Below are 16,335 nucleotides of genomic sequence, written 5' to 3'. Positions count from 1 at the left end.
TTTGAAAGCGACATTCTATTTTAGGTTTACCCATTCAGCCTGTTAGGGATAATGACTACAAGAGGTCACAATGAGCAAAGAAATTAAAGCCCAAGTTGTTGTACTTGGTTCAGGTCCTGCTGGTTATTCAGCGGCATTCCGTTGTGCAGATTTAGGTCTAGAAACGGTATTAGTTGAACGCTACAACACGCTTGGTGGTGTATGTTTGAATGTGGGTTGTATCCCATCAAAAGCATTGCTTCATGTATCTAAAGTTATCGAAGAAGCAAAAGCGATGGCTGATCACGGTGTTGTATTTGGTGAGCCTCAAACTGATATTAACAAGATCCGTATTTGGAAAGATAAAGTTGTCACTCAACTGACTGGCGGTCTTGGCGGTATGGCTAAGATGCGTGATGTTACAGTTGTTAATGGTTTCGGTAAATTCACAGGTCCTAACAGCATTCTTGTTGAAGGCGAAGGCGAGCCAACAACGGTTAACTTTGACAACGCTATCATTGCAGCGGGTTCTCGCCCAATCAAGCTACCGTTTATTCCTCATGAAGACCCACGCATTTGGGACTCTACGGATGCACTTGAACTGAAAGAAGTACCTGAAAAGCTACTTATCATGGGCGGTGGTATCATCGGTCTTGAAATGGGTACGGTATATCACTCTCTAGGTTCTAAAGTTGAAGTTGTAGAGATGTTCGATCAAGTTATCCCTGCTGCGGATAAAGACATCGTTAAAGTTTACACTAAGCGTATTAAGAACAAATTTAAGCTGATGTTACAAACTAAAGTAACAGCAGTTGAAGCGAAAGAAGATGGTATTTACGTTTCGATGGAAGGCAAAAAAGCACCAGCAGAAGCTGAGCGTTACGATGCCGTTCTTGTTGCTATCGGCCGTGTACCAAATGGCAAACTTATCGATGCTGAAAAAGCGGGTATCGAAGTTGATGAACGTGGTTTCATTAACGTAGATAAGCAAATGCGTACAAACGTAGATCACATCCATGCTATCGGTGATGTGGTTGGCCAACCAATGCTTGCTCATAAAGGTGTGCATGAAGGCCACGTTGCTGCTGAAGTTATTTCAGGTAAGAAGCACTACTTCGACCCTAAAGTAATCCCATCAATTGCGTACACTGAGCCAGAAGTCGCTTGGGTAGGTAAGACAGAGAAAGAAGCGAAAGAAGAAGGCCTTAACTATGAAGTTGCCTCTTTCCCTTGGGCTGCATCAGGCCGTGCGATTGCATCTGATTGCGCTGATGGTATGACTAAGCTTATTTTTGATAAAGAGACTCACCGTGTCATCGGTGGTGCTATCGTCGGTACTAACGGTGGTGAACTTCTTGGTGAAATCGGTCTTGCTATCGAGATGGGTTGTGATGCAGAAGACATCGCACTTACTATCCACGCTCACCCAACTCTACATGAGTCTGTGGGTCTAGCTGCGGAAGTATTTGAAGGTTCAATCACTGACCTACCAAACAAAAAAGCAGTTAAGAAGAAGTAAGTTGTACATTAGCATTATTCGCTAAATCACTTCGAGATAAGAGCTTTTAAAAGAATAAAAACCGCTGATAAGTCAGCGGTTTTTTTGTGTCTAAAATTTATCAGCGTGATATTTGTCGTAATGAAGCTATGAAGCTATGAAGCTATGAAGCTATGAAGTACAAAGTACAAAAGACCACGGATTAAAAAAGGCTGATATAAATATCAGCCTTTTTATTTGTTTATTCTAGATTACATGGCGGTTTTATCCGCTGGTAACGCGAATAAATTAGTGATTTTCACGCTTGTAAATACATAGCATGTCTAGATAGCTCGTAAGCAAGGCTTGTATGCTCTCTAGGTCTGGGTTTCGATTTGCTTGAACAAATAGCGAGTAACATACGCCGTGGAACAAATTAGCCAAATGCTCTGGCTCATGTTGATCACAGACTTCGTCACGCTCTATCGCTTTAGCAAACATATTTTGAACGAGCAGTTGGCTGGTTCTATTCGTTGTAACAAACAGAGGCCATACTTCGTCACGTGTTGATGCGCTCCATTCAAACCACACTTTCAGCCAGTAGCAATCATTGATCACTAAACTCACCATTTCAGAGGTGATGTTATGCAAGTTTTCTTTTGCGTGTAGATCGAGATCAATGGTGTCAGAGAGGAAGTTCGAGAATTGACGAACCACATGGTTTAACACTTCATCGACTAAATCTTCTCTAGTCGGGAAGTAGTTAAATACAGTAGCAACAGAGACTTGGGCGATTTCTGCAATATCTGCATGACCACCACGTCCTATGCCACGACGAGCGAATACTTCTAACGCAATTTCCATCAGCTGATGTTTGCGTCGTTGAGGAGAAAGCCTTGTTCTTGGTCTCTTAGCTATTGAGTCCATTTTATTTTCCTTGCCGTGAGTTGTTTCTAATTGATTATTATATTTATTGCTTAAAGCGGTATGAGTGTAATGGTGCATATGAAGTAGGTCAATAACTAATGGCGAATTAGTAGACAATTATATCAGTAATGAGAAAAGCAATGGATTGCGTATGAAATTTATTCTAATCATCGCGGCAAGGTTAAACATTTAACTATGGGGCGTAGCAGTGTTAAGATAAGCCCGAGTTTATGGAGCTACATGATTTTTGCTATAAAATCGATGTAGTTAACACCCCACAAATCGAGATTGGTATGAAACATACAGTTGAAGTTATGATTCCAGAACAAGAAGTTCAGGAGCGAGTACGTGTATTAGGTCAGCAAATTACGGAACACTATCAAGGCAGCGAAGATTTAGTCATGGTAGGTCTGCTACGTGGCTCATTTGTCTTCATGGCTGATTTAGCTCGTGCCATTGACATAACACACCAAGTGGATTTCATGACCGCATCTAGCTACGGCAATACAATGTCGAGTTCGCGTGATGTGCGTATCTTGAAAGATCTAGATGATGATATTAAAGGCAAAGATGTTTTGCTGGTGGAAGACATCATCGATACGGGTAACACTTTAAACAAAGTTTGTGAAATTTTATCACTACGTGAACCTAAGTCGATTCAGATCTGTACTTTGTTAGATAAACCATCGCGTCGTGAAGTTGATGTGGATGTTAAGTGGATTGGCTTTGAAATCCCAGATGAATTTGTTGTTGGTGTAGGGATAGATTACGCACAGAAATATCGTCACCTACCTTACATTGGTAAAGTTGTACCTCAAGAGTAAGTATCGATTGAACTGATGCAATAAAATGCCCGCTTAAGTTAGCGGGCATTTTTAATTTTATGGGTTTAACTCATCAATACTGGTTAATAGCTCTTTTGAGCTGAGTATTTTCTTAATTGCAGCATGGTATGAAGTCTCTAAACTTTCTCTACTAGAGCAGCGCATACCAATGTCTTCTAATTTTCCATCTCCGATACCATAGACTACGCCATGGACTTGAATATCTTGACCCTGCTCCCATGCATTTTGAAGTACAGTCGAGTTACCCAAGTTATACACTTGCTCTGCAACATTAATTTCGCATAGCTTATCTGCCCAACGTTCTCGAGGCATTTCAGCAAGAAAACTACGGTGCTTTAAATACAGGTCTCGGATATGAAGCAACCAGTTGTTGATTAAACCAAGTTGAGGGTTATCAATGGCCGCATTTACCCCGCCACAACCATAGTGACCGCACACAATGATGTGATTCACTTTAAGAACATCAACCGCATACTGCACGACAGAAAGACAATTCAAATCGGTATGAATCACTTGGTTCGCTACGTTTCGGTGGACAAAAAGTTCCCCGGAATGAAGCCCTGTTAAACGTTCTGCTGGAACTCGACTATCTGAGCAACCTATCCAAAGAAATCCTGGATTTTGGCCGTCCTCTAGTTTTGCAAAATACTCTGGCTGGTTGGATCTGATCGACTCTGACCATTTTGAGTTATTTTCAAAAAGTTGTTTAATTTCTGGCATCTTACTTCCCTTAATGATCTTTCATCACTATACACAATGTTACAAATTCGGTCGTGTAAAAAATCAGTTAAAACGTACTCATCTGACGTGTTCTAGAGGCAAAAATCATTAACTTAGCGCTGATCCTAACTTTCAGTTATAACTCATGATGACGGAGATAATGAGAGTGCTCAATTATCGATGTGAGATTTGTTAAGCTTATATTCATCCCCGTTTTCTATTGGCAGGAGCCATATTTTGTTTGGAAGTCGTTTTAAAGATATGAATTTTAAGGGAGACATGTTCGGTGGTGTTACGACTGCCATCATTTCACTTCCTTTGGCATTAGCGTTTGGTGTTGCTTCTGGGGCAGGAGCCGAGGCCGGGTTGTGGGGCGCGATTATGGTGGGGTTATTCGCTGCGCTTTTTGGTGGTTCATCCAGCTTAATTTCTGAGCCTACCGGTCCAATGACGGTGATCATGACGGCGGTAATGACCAGCATGATGGCTCGCTACCCCGAAACTGGCATGGCAATGACATTTACCGTGGTGATGATGGCCGGCGCATTTCAGATATTAATCGGTACTTTAAAGTTAGGAAAATATATAACTTTGATGCCATATAGTGTGATCTCCGGTTTTATGTCGGGAATTGGCGTAATACTGATCATCCTCCAGCTCTCCCCACTATTGGGACACCCAGCCCCTTCCGGTGGCGTGATGGGGACATTGAATGCTTTGCCTGAGACACTCTCTGACATTCAGTTTGGAGAGCTATTCTTGGGCATTTTGACTCTGCTTATTCTGTTCTTATTGCCGGATAAATATCGTAAATATATGCCCGCTCAGCTTGTGGCGCTGATTGTGGTCACCTTATTGTCGGTCATCATTTTTGATACTGATAGTATTCGTCGAATCGGTGAAATTCCAGCGGGTTTACCATCTCTTGTTATTCCAACGGTAAACGCTGAAATGCTCACTGCGATGGTTATTGATGCGTTGGTATTGGGGACTCTAGGTTGTATTGATACGCTGCTAACGGCTGTTATTGGAGACTCTCTAACTCGTAAGGATCATGATTCAGATAAGGAACTGAGAGGCCAAGGTTTAGCCAATATGTTGTCTGGTTTGTTTGGTGCATTACCGGGCGCAGGGGCTACGATGGGAACGGTGACCAATATCCAAGTGGGTGCGCGTTCGCCTCTTTCTGGAGTGATCCGAGCTTTAGTCTTAGCCTTAGTTGTATTAGTGGCAGGCTCACTCACTGAACCGATTCCAATGGCAGTTTTGGCGGGAATTGCAGTATACGTTGGCTTCAATATATTGGATTGGAGTTTCATCCAGCGCGCTCATAAAGTCAGCCTACAAGGCATGGCGATTATGTATGGGGTAATGCTTCTGACGGTATTTGTCGATTTAATCGCGGCGGTTGGTTTGGGCGTTTTCATCTCTAACATCATTATTATTGAGCGATTAAGCCGTGAACAGGCGAGAAAAGTAAAGGCCATCAGTGATGCTGATGACAATGATGTCCCGTTAACGGACAGCGAAAGATCCTTGCTTGATCGGGCTAATGGAAAGGTGTTGTTCTTTTACCTCTCTGGCCCAATGATTTTCAGCGTTTCGAAAGCGATTTCACGCCAACATAATAGTATTGATGACTATGACGCGATGATTTTAGATTTAAGCGATGTGCCAATGATCGACGTCACGGTGGGTCTTGCGTTAGAAAATGCCATAAAAGATGCGTTGGATACGAACTGTGAGGTCTATTTACTTTGCCCTAATGAAAGCACGTTAGAGCAATTAGAGAAGTTTCATGTTTTGGATTTAGTGCCAGAACATAATAGTTTCAAGTTCAGGTATGAAGCGTTGAATGCAGCACTCGAATATGTCGGTGTGGATGAGAACTGATTATTAGAGATTCGACAGAGCGTAGTAGGGGTTGTAAGCCGTTGAAGAGGTAAAGTTCAACGGCTTTTTTGTGGTGAATTGATCATGGCATCAATTGATAAGATTCATTAATTAATAAGAGTCGGTGAGGTTTTATTGCTTTAATCGTCATTCGACGATAGACTGTCGGCCATAATCAATTACCTGCTTAGCTTGAAGGGTAAAGCAATGTACGCATTAGAAATAGAACAGTTACGCAAGACTTACGCTGGCGGCTTCGAAGCTTTAAAAGGCGTTAGCTTAAGTGTTAAAAAAGGTGATTTTTACGCCTTGTTAGGTCCCAATGGTGCGGGGAAGTCGACGACTATTGGCATTATTTCATCTCTTGTTAACAAGACCTCAGGCAAGGTTAAGGTATTCGGATACAACATTGATACTGATCTTGAGTTGGCAAAACAGAACTTAGGATTGGTGCCACAAGAGTTCAACTTTAATCCATTTGAAACGGTAGAGCAGATAGTTCTACAGCAAGCGGGTTACTACGGTGTACCAAAAGCACTCGCTAAAGAACGAGCTAAAAAGTACCTATCTCAGTTAGATTTATGGGAAAAGCGCGGCGAACGTGCTCGTAACCTATCGGGTGGTATGAAGCGTCGTCTAATGATTGCACGTGCTCTGATGCATGAGCCACAACTGTTGATTCTTGATGAACCAACTGCGGGTGTTGATATTGAACTGCGCCGCTCTATGTGGGAGTTCCTTCAAGGTATTAATGAGGAGCTGGGCATTACGATTATCCTGACCACGCACTATTTGGAAGAAGCGGAGATGCTCTGTCGAAATATCGGCATCATTAATCGTGGTGAGTTGATTGAGAATACCAGCATGAAATCACTGCTTGGCAAACTGAGTGTTGAGACCTTCATTTTGGATTTAGAAGAAGGAACACCAGAACCTAAGCTCGATGGAGTGAATAGCCAGGTGATGGTTAATGGCTCTTTAGAAATTGAAATTGATAAGAATTTAGGCTTAAACGCCATTTTTGCTCAACTAAGTGAACACGGCGTAAAAGTGCTCTCGATGCGTAATAAAGCGAACCGTTTAGAGGAGTTATTTGTGAGTATTGTTCGTGAGGGGAGTCAATAATATGTACAGCTTATATTGGACAGCTTTTTGTAGCTTATTGACGAAAGAGGTGAACCGATTCACTCGTATTTGGGTGCAAACGTTGGTTCCACCTGCAATCACTATGACACTTTACTTCATCATTTTCGGTAACCTGATTGGTGCTCGAATCGGTGAAATGAATGGTTTTAGCTATATGGAATACATCGTTCCTGGTTTGATCATGATGTCGGTGATCACCAACTCGTATTCGAATGTTGCCTCCTCATTCTTTAGTGCTAAGTTCCAAAAAAACATCGAAGAACTATTGGTCGCTCCGGTCCCAAACTATGTCATTATCGCTGGCTTCGTGATGGGCGGTGTTGTACGTGGTTTGCTTGTTGGTACGATCGTAACATTCGTTTCACTGTTTTTTGTCGATCTACAAGTTGATCACTGGGGTGTGATCATTGCGACGGTCTTCTTAACGTCGATTGTGTTTGCGCTTGGTGGATTAATTAATGCGGTATTTGCACGAACGTTTGATGATATCTCGATTATTCCAACCTTTATTCTGACACCGTTGACATACTTGGGTGGGGTTTTCTACTCGATCAGCCTGCTGCCGGAATTCTGGCAAGGCGTCTCTAAACTGAACCCGATTGTCTACATGGTTAATGCATTCAGATATGGCTTCTTAGGGGTTTCTGATGTAGGTATCGTGACCTCTTTTAGTGTGCTGGGTGTGTTTATTGTGACGCTCTATGCCATTGCTCACTATCTAGTGACGAAAGGTATTGGTCTACGTAGTTAATTACGATAGCGGATAAAGAGACAATAAACGAAAAAGGCGCCATCATTAGTGATGGCGCCTTTTATTATGCGGTGTCGTTTACTAATAAAAACGACTACTCTGTTTTTTCTTCTGTGGCTTCAGGCTCTTTCACTTCCGCAGCTAGATCCAAAACTTGGTTATCAATTAAACGAGCTTGACCTAAGAATGCGGACATTAAAATGACCGCTTGGCTACTTTCCGCTGATACCGCTTGTAGAGTGCTCGCATCACGAATGAAAATTTCATCTGGTTGTAAGCCTGCTGCACGTAGTTGATCGCTCGCATCTTCAATCACAGAAGCGTAATCATCACGACCACCGCGAATAGCACTGCTTATCCAGCGCATGGTTCTCGCTAATACAGGCGCTCGTTGGCGCTGATCAATGGTCAGTAGGCCATTACGTGAACTAAGCGCTAAACCATCCATTTCACGGACTGTTGGTACACCAATAATTTTGATATCCAACGCAAGATCGGTGGTCATTTGACGTATTACCGCAAGTTGTTGGTAATCTTTTTCGCCAAAGCAAGCGACATCGGGTTGAACGATGTTGAATAGCTTCGTCACTATGGTGGAAACACCACGGAAATGACCCGGACGAGAAACACCTTCCAGCATTTGTGATAAGCCAGGCACTTCAACAGAGGTCTGTTTATCTAAACCTCCTGGGTACATGATCTCTGGCGTTGGAGTAAAGACGAGATCGACCGCTTCACCGTTAAGTTTGCTTAAATCGTCCTCTAACGTGCGTGGGTAGTTTGTTAAATCGTCTGCACGTTCGAACTGCATAGGATTCACAAAAATACTCACGATGACGATATCGGCATGTTCACGAGCTTTGCGCACTAAGGTAAGATGCCCTTCATGCAAGTTGCCCATAGTTGGAACAAAAGCAATGGTTCGTCCATCACGCTTCAACTGTTTGATCTGTTCGCGTAAAGCGGTTATTTCAGCAAAAGTTTGCATAGTCTTTCCTAAGCGATGGTGTGTGCGTCATCAGGGAAAGTCCCTTGTTGCACATCAGCAATGTACTTCGCGACAGCTTTACGCATGTCTCCAGTTTCAGCCAAGAAATCTTTAGAGAATTTTGGCATATAGTTCGCTGAAATCCCGAACATATCGTGCATTACCAAAATCTGACCATCGGTGACGTTGCCAGCACCAATGCCGATAACAGGTACATTACACGCTTTGGTAATGCGTTCAGCAAGGGATGCAGGAACGCATTCTAGTAATACGATTTGGGCTCCAGCATTCTGCAGAGCTAAGGCATCAGAGACCATTTTATCTGCTTGTTCTTGGTCACGACCTTGGATCTTGTAGCCACCAAAAATATTAACAGATTGAGGCGTTAAACCGAGGTGGGCACAAACAGGGACAGCGCGTTCTGTTAGTTTCTCTACGGTTTCAACTAACCATCGACCACCTTCAATCTTAACCATGTTAGCGCCAGCTCTCATCAAGGTTGCTGCGTTCTCGCAAGCTTGTTCTGGTGTCGCGTAGCTCATGAATGGCATGTCTGACATTAATAGACAGTTAGGGCTACCAGCTCGAACCATTTTAGTATGGTAAGCAATATCTTCAACTGTCACTGGCAAAGTATCATTCTTACCTTGCAGTACCATTCCTAATGAGTCGCCAACCAATAATACTGGCATCTCTTGGCTTTCAAACAGTTGAGCAAAGCTTGCATCATAGGCTGTTGATGTCGCAAACTTGCGGCCTTCTTGCTTGCATTTGATTAGGTCATTAATGGTGATTTTTTTCATTGATTATCCTTATCAGTGTCTGGCTGTAAAACGGAGTGCTATAACCTTCCGTTATGAACACCAAATACTGAGTCCATTTTGGTCAACGACTGTTAATAGATCGGCAAGTCGCTCGCCATCAGGGAGTTGTAAACTTGGTGCGATTTCAGCAAGCGGGTAGAGCACGAATTCACGCTCTTTCATTCCATAATGCGGAACGACTAGACGCTCGGAATCGATCACCTCATTGCCGTATAAGATAATATCGAGATCTAAGGTTCTTGGACCCCAGCGCTCATCTTTACGGACACGCCCTTGTTCTAGCTCAATCGCTTGTGTGCAGTCGAGCAGTTCAAGTGGCGTTAATTCGGTTTGAATTTCAATAACAGCATTGATGTAATCTGGTTGGTCTTGCGGCCCCATGGGTGTGCTACTGTATAGCATAGAGGCTTTCACTAACTCAGATTTAGGCAGTAACCTTAGCGCATCAATCGCACGGTTTGCTTGAGATACCGGATCGGTAAGGTTGCTGCCTACAGCAATGTACGTCGTGATCATTCTGCTGATTTCGCTTTTTTATTGCGGTAATTCTTACGACGACGAGTTTGGCCAGAGCGATTCGGTGCTCCATCGACTTCGTTTGCCATCGCTTGACGCATATTACGGCCCGCTTTTTGGTAGGTGTCCCACCATTTTGCTAGCTTCTCAGTTTCGCCTTGTTCAACTTCACCACGCATTTCTAAGAAATCATAGCCAGCACGGAACTTATTCAGCTCCATAAGGCGAGAAGCGCGTTTGCCATTGCGACGAGGAAGACGCAATTGAAGCTGCCAAATCTCGCGAATGGTAGCGGTATGACGACGAGGAATGGCTATTGAGCGCACTTGCTTATCAAGTATCAGGTTGCTTGCTTCCATTACGGCATCGTAATGGGCCATACCTTGCTCTGCGACTAGCTTGTCTGCCAGTTTGTTCATTGGGTACCACAAAATAGCCGCAAACATGAATGCTGGGTTAATACGCTTACCATCTTCAATTCTAAGATCAGTCGAATCAAGCACCAGATCAAGCATCATCTCTGTCGGTGATGAGTAATCTTCAGTGAACTCTTCGGCAATCGATGGGAACATCTGTTGGAATAGGTTGTACTCACGCATTAAGTGGTACGTCTCTAAACCGTATCCTGATTGAAGTAGCTTTAATGACTCTTCAAATAGGCGAGCTGAAGGAATATCTTGCAGAAGATGAGCGAGTTCCTCGATAGGAGCGCCAGTATCTTCTTCGATATCAAAATCGAGTTTTGCTGCAAAGCGAATCGCGCGCAACATACGCACTGGATCTTCACGGTAACGAGTTTCAGGGTGGCCGATTAAACGAATCAGCTTGTCTTCAAGGTCTTCAATACCGTCAGCATAATCATGGATGCTGTAGTCAGCAATGTTGTAGTACATTGCATTGATGGTGAAGTCTCGGCGTTCGGCATCTTCATCGACGCTGCCGTATACATTATCACGCAGTAGCATGCCTTCGGTCGACTGAGCGGAAACATTTTTACTTGGCTCTTGGTGGTGACCACGGAAAGTTGCGACTTCAATGATGTCGCGACCAAACATGATGTGCGCAAGCCTAAAGCGACGTCCAATAAGACGACAGTTTCTAAATAGGTGCTTGATCTGCTCTGGTGTTGCATTGGTCGCGATGTCGAAATCTTTAGGCTGTTCTGCCAGTAAAAGATCGCGTACACCTCCGCCAACTAAAAATGCATCAAAACCGGCACCGTTTAGTCGATAGAGAACTTTTAGAGCATTATCGCTGATCTGCTTACGTGAAATATTGTGCTCTTGGCGAGTGATAATATTCAGGGCTAAATCTCCGTTTTCGCGTTCGTCGCGAATGGTAATGTCGTTTTTATTCATTAACTTATCGAAAAAGTTGGTATCGCCAACTTTGCCTTTATTCTGTTCTAAATGGCGTTATGCTCATTATTTGCGGCTAATCATAGCCTAGCTGACGCCATTTGAGAATCTTGGTGTGATCTCGATCTGCGAAGGTAGTTGCTTTAAGTGCCAATTTTGGCAGCCCCAACGAATAATTTCATCGATGCTTACGCTGTGCATTTCTTGGTTTATTTCAAACCCTAAAAATGACATGGCATTCAGTAATGTTGCTTTCGGATTTCGCACATCTATTGCCGTGGCATGATTTTGTTTCGATAGCTTATTCCCATTTCCATCCATCGCAAGAGGTAAATGAAGATAGCTTACCGGTTCATGACCTAAGGTTCGGTACAGACTAATTTGACGACCGGTCGGCTCTATCAGATCTGCGCCACGAACGACTTGCGTGATACCTTGGTCAATGTCATCGAGTACAACCGCTAGATTATACGCGTAGAGGCCATCACGACGTTTAATGATGAAGTCTTCTTCCGCTAGCGCTTTAGGGATGGTTATCTCTGCATGACGCTGGTCTAAGAAGCGCTCAACAGGGTGTGCCATTTTTAAGCGTATCGAACAATTGTCCGTAGAGGTAAGCTGTTTATCTCGGCAAGCACCGTTATAGAATCCGCCGCTCTGTTTAATCTGCTTACGTGAACATTGGCAATAATAGGCTTGTTTGCTGCTTAGCCATTTATCGATTTGATCTTGGTAAAGATCATGCCTTTTACTTTGGTAAACCACATCACCATCCCAATAGAGGTGATAAGCTTCCAGTGCAGATAAGATTAATTTAGATGCGCCCACCATTTCTCGTGGTGGATCTAAATCTTCCATTCTGACTAACCATTGCCCACCCATAGACTTTGCTTGGAAATAGCTTCCCAGCGCCGCAATTAAGGATCCAAAATGCAGAGGTCCTGAAGGCGAAGGGGCAAATCTTCCAATGTAAGGCGAGGTGTTGATAGGTGATGATGTATTGTTGGTCATAGCGATCAAGTTGGCATTGGTTAATCAAAAAAGGGAGCCTAAGCTCCCTTTTAAAACAAAGTTAAGGCGATTAGCCCTGCATCTGTTTTTCTTTAATTTCTGCAAGCGTTTTACAGTCGATACATAGATCAGCTGTTGGGCGAGCTTCAAGACGGCGTACACCAATCTCGATACCACATGAATCACAGAAACCGAAGTCTTCATCTTCGATCTTAACCAGCGTCTTTTCAATCTTCTTGATTAGACGACGTTCACGATCGCGGTTACGTAATTCTAAGCTGAACTCTTCTTCTTGAGAAGCACGGTCAACGGGATCGGGGAAGTTTGCTGCTTCATCCTGCATATGGTGAACAGTACGATCAACTTCTTCCCTGAGCTGGTTGCGCCACGCTTCTAAAATTTTAGTAAAATGAAGCGTTTGTTCAGGTGACATGTACTCTTCACCTGGTATTTCTTTATACGGTTCAACACCTGCAATGGCTAGGATGCCTAGCGCTTTTTTCTTTGATTCTGGCATGCAGCATCTCCTACTTACACCTAGTCAACTGCTTAGCAGTTAATTTGAGGCGGGTATCTATAGCAGAAAGCAGTTGTGGTGGCAAATCCTGAGTTATAAATTTATCTTCATTGTGAAGATAACATCACTTTTACTGCTTATTGATAAATTCAATAGCAGAAACTAGCTTTATCTCAGAATCGTTCAGTTCCGCTTTGTAACAGAGAACTTCCACTCCGGCATTTCTTGCTTCAATGAGTAATTGTGAATATTTGGCGTCTATATGGTGTGCCGCAGAGACTTTTTCAATCCCTGAATGTAAAACAGTGAATAAAAGTACGGCTTTACTTCCAGTATTGACCATTTCTGTGAGTTCACGTAAATGTTTCTGCCCACGAGTCGTTACTGTGTCGGGAAAATAGCCTTGCCCAATCGTGTCACCGTTATGAGTATCATCGAGCAGAGTGACGCTTTTCACTTCTATATAGCACTTTGGTTTATTTTCTGCTGTTAGCAATATATCAATTCTGCTGTTTTCATTGCCATATTTCACCTCTGTTTTCAGTTCGTCGTACCCTAATAATTCCGAAATGGCATTGTTATTGATGGCTTCAACCGCGAGTTGATTGGCTCTTGCCGTATTGATACAGATGAAATGCCCCTGAGAGGTTTCAGAAAGTTCCCAGCTATTGGGGTATTTTCGTTTTGGGTTATCAGAGGTGGAATACCAAACCTTATCTCCAGGCGTCGCGCAACCGGTCATTGCTCCAGTATTGGCACAATGGATGGTTCGTTCGCTTCCATCGTCGAGTTTTATATCCGCAAGGAAACGTTTGTATCTTTTTATTAGCGTGGCGCTTTCTAATCGTGGGTTAAAGTGCATTCTCATACTGTTTTTATGTACAATGATGGTCTCATTAAATCATAAGGGTTAACCATTGTCACAACTGCCTATTGAAGCTGTGATGCCCGAGTTACTTACCGGCGTCCAAAGTCATCATCAACTGATCTTAAAAGCGGCTCCCGGTGCCGGAAAGTCGACACATTTCCCTCTCCAATTGCTTAAAACTGGCGGGCTTGCCGGTAAGATCATCATGCTGGAACCAAGGCGTTTAGCGGCTCGTAATATTGCTCAGTATCTATCAAAGCAGTTAGGTGAAACGGTTGGGCAGTCGGTGGGCTATCGAGTTCGTGGTGAAAGCAAAGTGAGCTCACAGACAACGCTAGAGATTGTCACCGAAGGCATTATGACCCGAATGATCCAGAGCGATCCGGAATTGTCGGGTGTGAGTTTGCTGATTTTTGATGAGTTCCATGAACGCAGCATACATGCAGATACCGCACTGGCATTAAGTTTAGAGATCCAAGAGGCTTTGCGAGATGATCTGAAAATTGTGGTGATGTCTGCAACGTTAGATCAGCAGGCTTTGCAATCTTTGCTGCCCGAAGCTTGTTATGTGGAATCTCAGGGGCGCTCTTTTCCTGTGGAGTATCGCTACTCTGCGCTTGGGGTGAATGAGTATCTTGTGCCTGCAATGGCGAAAAGAATTGAGCATTTGATGACGACAGAGGAGGGCTCCTTACTCGCTTTTCTTCCCGGAGTCGGTGCGATCAAACAGCTAGAAGTGTCGCTAACCAGTTTGCTTCCAGATGTTGATATTTGTCCTCTGTATGGCCAATTGAATTTCAGCCAACAGCAACGTGCGATTGCAGCAAGTGAAAATGGCCGCCGTAAAGTGGTGCTTGCGACCAATATTGCGGAAACTTCTCTTACCATTGAAGGTATCCGTCTTGTCGTCGATTCTGGTTTAGAGCGAGTGGCCAAGTTTGATCTCAAAACGGGGATCACCAAATTAGAGCAAGTTAAAATCGCTCAATCTTCCGCAGAGCAACGAGCAGGGCGTGCGGGGCGGTTAGAAGAGGGGATTTGCTTGCGCCTGTATAGTGAAACCCAATTGGCTCAGCAACCTTATGTGCCTGAGCCTGAAATATTACATGCGGATCTCTCTTCACTCGTTCTAGAGCTCGCGCAGTGGGGAACGGTGAATGTGGATGAGTTATCGTGGTTAGATAAGCCACCCGCAACCGCTCTAAAACAGGCGACCACGCTGCTCTCTTCGTTAAATATATTAGGGGAGAATGGTCAGTTAACCGCATTTGGTAAGCGCGCTCATGAGCTAGGGTTAGATCCTCGAATTGCCAGTATGTTGGTGCATGTCAGCCAGCATCAGAGTGATATGCAGCACTGCGCGATTTTAGTGGCGGCGTTATTAGAAGAGCCAGAGCGTAACGTGGCAAACTTGCAGCATTCCCTTCGTCGTTTTAAGCAATCCAACCACTCAAAAATGAAGGTTATCACTCAGCGTGTGAGTGTTTTAGCTAGAAAGCTTAATGTGATCTTTGATGTGAAAAAAGTCGATGAACGGCAAGTTGGCATCATTTTAAGCTTAGCTTTTCCTGATCGAATAGGTCAGCGACGCTCCGCACAATCAGGCCGTTTTATATTATCCAATGGGCATGGTGGTGCGATGGATGAGTCTCAGTCGCTAGCGGATGTGGATTATCTTATTGCGATTGATCTGATGCGCTCATCTCAAGAGGCGAGTCAGATTTTTCTTGCGGCAGAAGTCGACATCATTGCCCTTGAAGCGCATTTCCCATTTTTGTTTGTGTCTCACGAAGTTGTAGATTGGGATGAAAAACGTGGTCGCTTAATGGCTGAACAACGAACGACTTTAGGAAAGTTAGTCGTTCGACGCAAAGAGATGAGTCAGCCTGATCAAAGTAAAATGAGCGAAGCTCTGCTCAATTATGTCCGCAGAAAAGGGTTGGAGTGTTTGAACTGGGATGAAAACAGCATCGCGTTATTAAAACGTATTCGTTGTGCTATTGAGTGGCTACCAGAACAGGATTGGCCCGCGATGGATGATGAGAGTTTATTATCCGATCTTGAATTATGGCTAGCGCCTTACATGAGCGCTATTACGTCGATCAAACAGCTGAATAAGATGTCGTTAGTGCCCGCATTATTAGCACGCTTAGGCTGGCCTTTGAATCAATCGATAGATGAGTGGCTGCCGACTCATTATCAAATGCCAACGGGAAATCGAAAAGTAATTCGTTACCAAACGGGAAATGAACCCATCATTTCAGTGCGAATTCAGGAAGTTTTTGGTGAGCATGATTCACCAATGATTGCTCAAGGCAGAAAAAAAATCGTACTAGAGTTACTATCGCCTGCACAAAGGCCATTGCAAGTAACACAAGATCTCGCAGGGTTTTGGAGTGGAAGCTACAAAGAGGTTCAAAAAGAGATGAAGGGGCGCTACCCGAAGCATCCTTGGCCTGATGATCCGGCAAACCATGTGGCAACGACTAAAACCAAACGACAGTTGAATAAATAA

At 43.7% G+C, this 16,335-nt stretch carries 15 protein-coding genes; 6 read left to right on the top strand and 9 right to left on the bottom strand.

What is annotated here, in order from left to right; genetic code table 11:
* Positions 1–70 precede the first annotated feature (70 nt).
* The gene (lpdA, locus tag FCV43_RS14355; protein WP_017054161.1) at positions 71–1,498 is read left to right on the top strand and encodes a dihydrolipoyl dehydrogenase; all 1,428 of its coding nucleotides are present in this window, start codon (positions 71–73) and stop codon (positions 1,496–1,498) included.
* Between the two features lie 267 nt (positions 1,499–1,765).
* Here lpdA and FCV43_RS14350 read toward each other — a convergent pair whose 3' ends face one another.
* Positions 1,766–2,383 carry a LuxR/HapR/OpaR family quorum-sensing transcriptional regulator gene (locus FCV43_RS14350; protein ID WP_136995572.1) on the bottom strand — a complete coding sequence of 206 codons (618 nt, stop codon included), beginning with the start codon at positions 2,381–2,383 and terminating at the stop codon, positions 1,766–1,768.
* A gap of 293 nt (positions 2,384–2,676) precedes the next feature.
* Between FCV43_RS14350 and hpt the strand changes: the two genes are divergently transcribed.
* On the top strand, positions 2,677–3,207 hold the full coding sequence (gene hpt / locus FCV43_RS14345) for a hypoxanthine phosphoribosyltransferase (RefSeq protein ID WP_029203536.1): 531 nt from the start codon (positions 2,677–2,679) through the stop codon (positions 3,205–3,207).
* A gap of 57 nt (positions 3,208–3,264) precedes the next feature.
* On the opposite strand, the gene can is transcribed toward hpt, so the two are convergent.
* The gene (can, locus tag FCV43_RS14340) at positions 3,265–3,948 is read right to left on the bottom strand and encodes a carbonate dehydratase (RefSeq protein WP_136995571.1); all 684 of its coding nucleotides are present in this window, start codon (positions 3,946–3,948) and stop codon (positions 3,265–3,267) included.
* Positions 3,949–4,209: 261 nt separating this feature from the next.
* Here can and FCV43_RS14335 point away from each other — a divergent pair, with 261 nt between their 5' ends.
* The 3 genes from FCV43_RS14335 (at position 4,210) to FCV43_RS14325 (ending at position 7,738) form a co-directional block, all read left to right on the top strand.
* The gene (locus FCV43_RS14335; protein WP_240697171.1) at positions 4,210–5,841 is read left to right on the top strand and encodes a SulP family inorganic anion transporter; all 1,632 of its coding nucleotides are present in this window, start codon (positions 4,210–4,212) and stop codon (positions 5,839–5,841) included.
* Between the two features lie 207 nt (positions 5,842–6,048).
* Entirely contained in the window at positions 6,049–6,966 is a 918-nt protein-coding gene (locus FCV43_RS14330) for an ABC transporter ATP-binding protein (protein ID WP_136995570.1), read from the top strand.
* 1 nt (position 6,967) lies between these two features.
* Complete coding sequence (locus FCV43_RS14325; RefSeq protein ID WP_017054155.1) at positions 6,968–7,738, top strand: ABC transporter permease; 771 nt, start codon at positions 6,968–6,970, stop codon at positions 7,736–7,738.
* 94 nt (positions 7,739–7,832) lie between these two features.
* On the opposite strand, the gene panC is transcribed toward FCV43_RS14325, so the two are convergent.
* From panC to sfsA, 7 genes are all read right to left on the bottom strand, one after another.
* Positions 7,833–8,726, bottom strand: coding sequence for a pantoate--beta-alanine ligase (panC, locus tag FCV43_RS14320; protein ID WP_136995569.1), 894 nt, complete (start codon positions 8,724–8,726; stop codon positions 7,833–7,835).
* Between the two features lie 8 nt (positions 8,727–8,734).
* Entirely contained in the window at positions 8,735–9,529 is a 795-nt protein-coding gene (panB, locus tag FCV43_RS14315) for a 3-methyl-2-oxobutanoate hydroxymethyltransferase (RefSeq protein WP_017054153.1), read from the bottom strand.
* A 51-nt stretch (positions 9,530–9,580) separates the two neighbouring features.
* Positions 9,581–10,066 carry a 2-amino-4-hydroxy-6-hydroxymethyldihydropteridine diphosphokinase gene (folK, locus tag FCV43_RS14310; protein WP_136995568.1) on the bottom strand — a complete coding sequence of 162 codons (486 nt, stop codon included), beginning with the start codon at positions 10,064–10,066 and terminating at the stop codon, positions 9,581–9,583.
* Positions 10,063–11,424 (bottom strand): polynucleotide adenylyltransferase PcnB, encoded by a 1,362-nt coding sequence (gene pcnB, locus FCV43_RS14305; RefSeq protein WP_136995567.1) that lies wholly within the window; start codon positions 11,422–11,424, stop codon positions 10,063–10,065. The genes folK and pcnB overlap by 4 nt, the downstream gene beginning before the upstream one ends.
* An 87-nt stretch (positions 11,425–11,511) precedes the next feature.
* A complete protein-coding gene (gene gluQRS, locus FCV43_RS14300) occupies positions 11,512–12,435 on the bottom strand; it encodes a tRNA glutamyl-Q(34) synthetase GluQRS (protein WP_136995566.1) in 924 nt (307 codons plus the stop codon).
* Between the two features lie 70 nt (positions 12,436–12,505).
* Positions 12,506–12,952 carry an RNA polymerase-binding protein DksA gene (gene dksA, locus FCV43_RS14295; protein ID WP_017054149.1) on the bottom strand — a complete coding sequence of 149 codons (447 nt, stop codon included), beginning with the start codon at positions 12,950–12,952 and terminating at the stop codon, positions 12,506–12,508.
* A 130-nt stretch (positions 12,953–13,082) separates the two neighbouring features.
* Positions 13,083–13,814 (bottom strand): DNA/RNA nuclease SfsA, encoded by a 732-nt coding sequence (gene sfsA / locus FCV43_RS14290; protein ID WP_136995565.1) that lies wholly within the window; start codon positions 13,812–13,814, stop codon positions 13,083–13,085.
* Between the two features lie 55 nt (positions 13,815–13,869).
* Between sfsA and hrpB the strand changes: the two genes are divergently transcribed.
* On the top strand, positions 13,870–16,335 hold the full coding sequence (hrpB, locus tag FCV43_RS14285; RefSeq protein ID WP_136995564.1) for an ATP-dependent helicase HrpB: 2,466 nt from the start codon (positions 13,870–13,872) through the stop codon (positions 16,333–16,335).

The organism is Vibrio genomosp. F6 (assembly GCF_005146325.1).
GTDB lineage: Bacteria > Pseudomonadota > Gammaproteobacteria > Enterobacterales > Vibrionaceae > Vibrio > Vibrio cortegadensis.
The sequence above is the reverse complement of the archived record's forward strand: the minus strand, read 5'-3'. Positions and strand labels throughout refer to the sequence as shown.

Bases quoted from the DNA above. Each gene is read 5' to 3' on its own strand.
- panB (WP_017054153.1), bottom strand. From the start codon at position 9,529: ATGAAAAAAATCACCATTAATGACCTAATCAAATGCAAGCAAGAAGGC.
- FCV43_RS14325 (WP_017054155.1), top strand. From the start codon at position 6,968: ATGTACAGCTTATATTGGACAGCTTTTTGTAGCTTATTGACGAAAGAG.
- pcnB (WP_136995567.1), bottom strand. From the start codon at position 11,424: ATGAATAAAAACGACATTACCATTCGCGACGAACGCGAAAACGGAGAT.
- can (WP_136995571.1), bottom strand. From the start codon at position 3,948: ATGCCAGAAATTAAACAACTTTTTGAAAATAACTCAAAATGGTCAGAG.
- sfsA (WP_136995565.1), bottom strand. From the start codon at position 13,814: ATGCACTTTAACCCACGATTAGAAAGCGCCACGCTAATAAAAAGATAC.
- dksA (WP_017054149.1), bottom strand. From the start codon at position 12,952: ATGCCAGAATCAAAGAAAAAAGCGCTAGGCATCCTAGCCATTGCAGGT.
- FCV43_RS14335 (WP_240697171.1), top strand. From the start codon at position 4,210: ATGAATTTTAAGGGAGACATGTTCGGTGGTGTTACGACTGCCATCATT.
- panC (WP_136995569.1), bottom strand. From the start codon at position 8,726: ATGCAAACTTTTGCTGAAATAACCGCTTTACGCGAACAGATCAAACAG.
- lpdA (WP_017054161.1), top strand. From the start codon at position 71: ATGAGCAAAGAAATTAAAGCCCAAGTTGTTGTACTTGGTTCAGGTCCT.
- folK (WP_136995568.1), bottom strand. From the start codon at position 10,066: ATGATCACGACGTACATTGCTGTAGGCAGCAACCTTACCGATCCGGTA.
- FCV43_RS14330 (WP_136995570.1), top strand. From the start codon at position 6,049: ATGTACGCATTAGAAATAGAACAGTTACGCAAGACTTACGCTGGCGGC.
- gluQRS (WP_136995566.1), bottom strand. From the start codon at position 12,435: ATGACCAACAATACATCATCACCTATCAACACCTCGCCTTACATTGGA.
- hpt (WP_029203536.1), top strand. From the start codon at position 2,677: ATGAAACATACAGTTGAAGTTATGATTCCAGAACAAGAAGTTCAGGAG.
- FCV43_RS14350 (WP_136995572.1), bottom strand. From the start codon at position 2,383: ATGGACTCAATAGCTAAGAGACCAAGAACAAGGCTTTCTCCTCAACGA.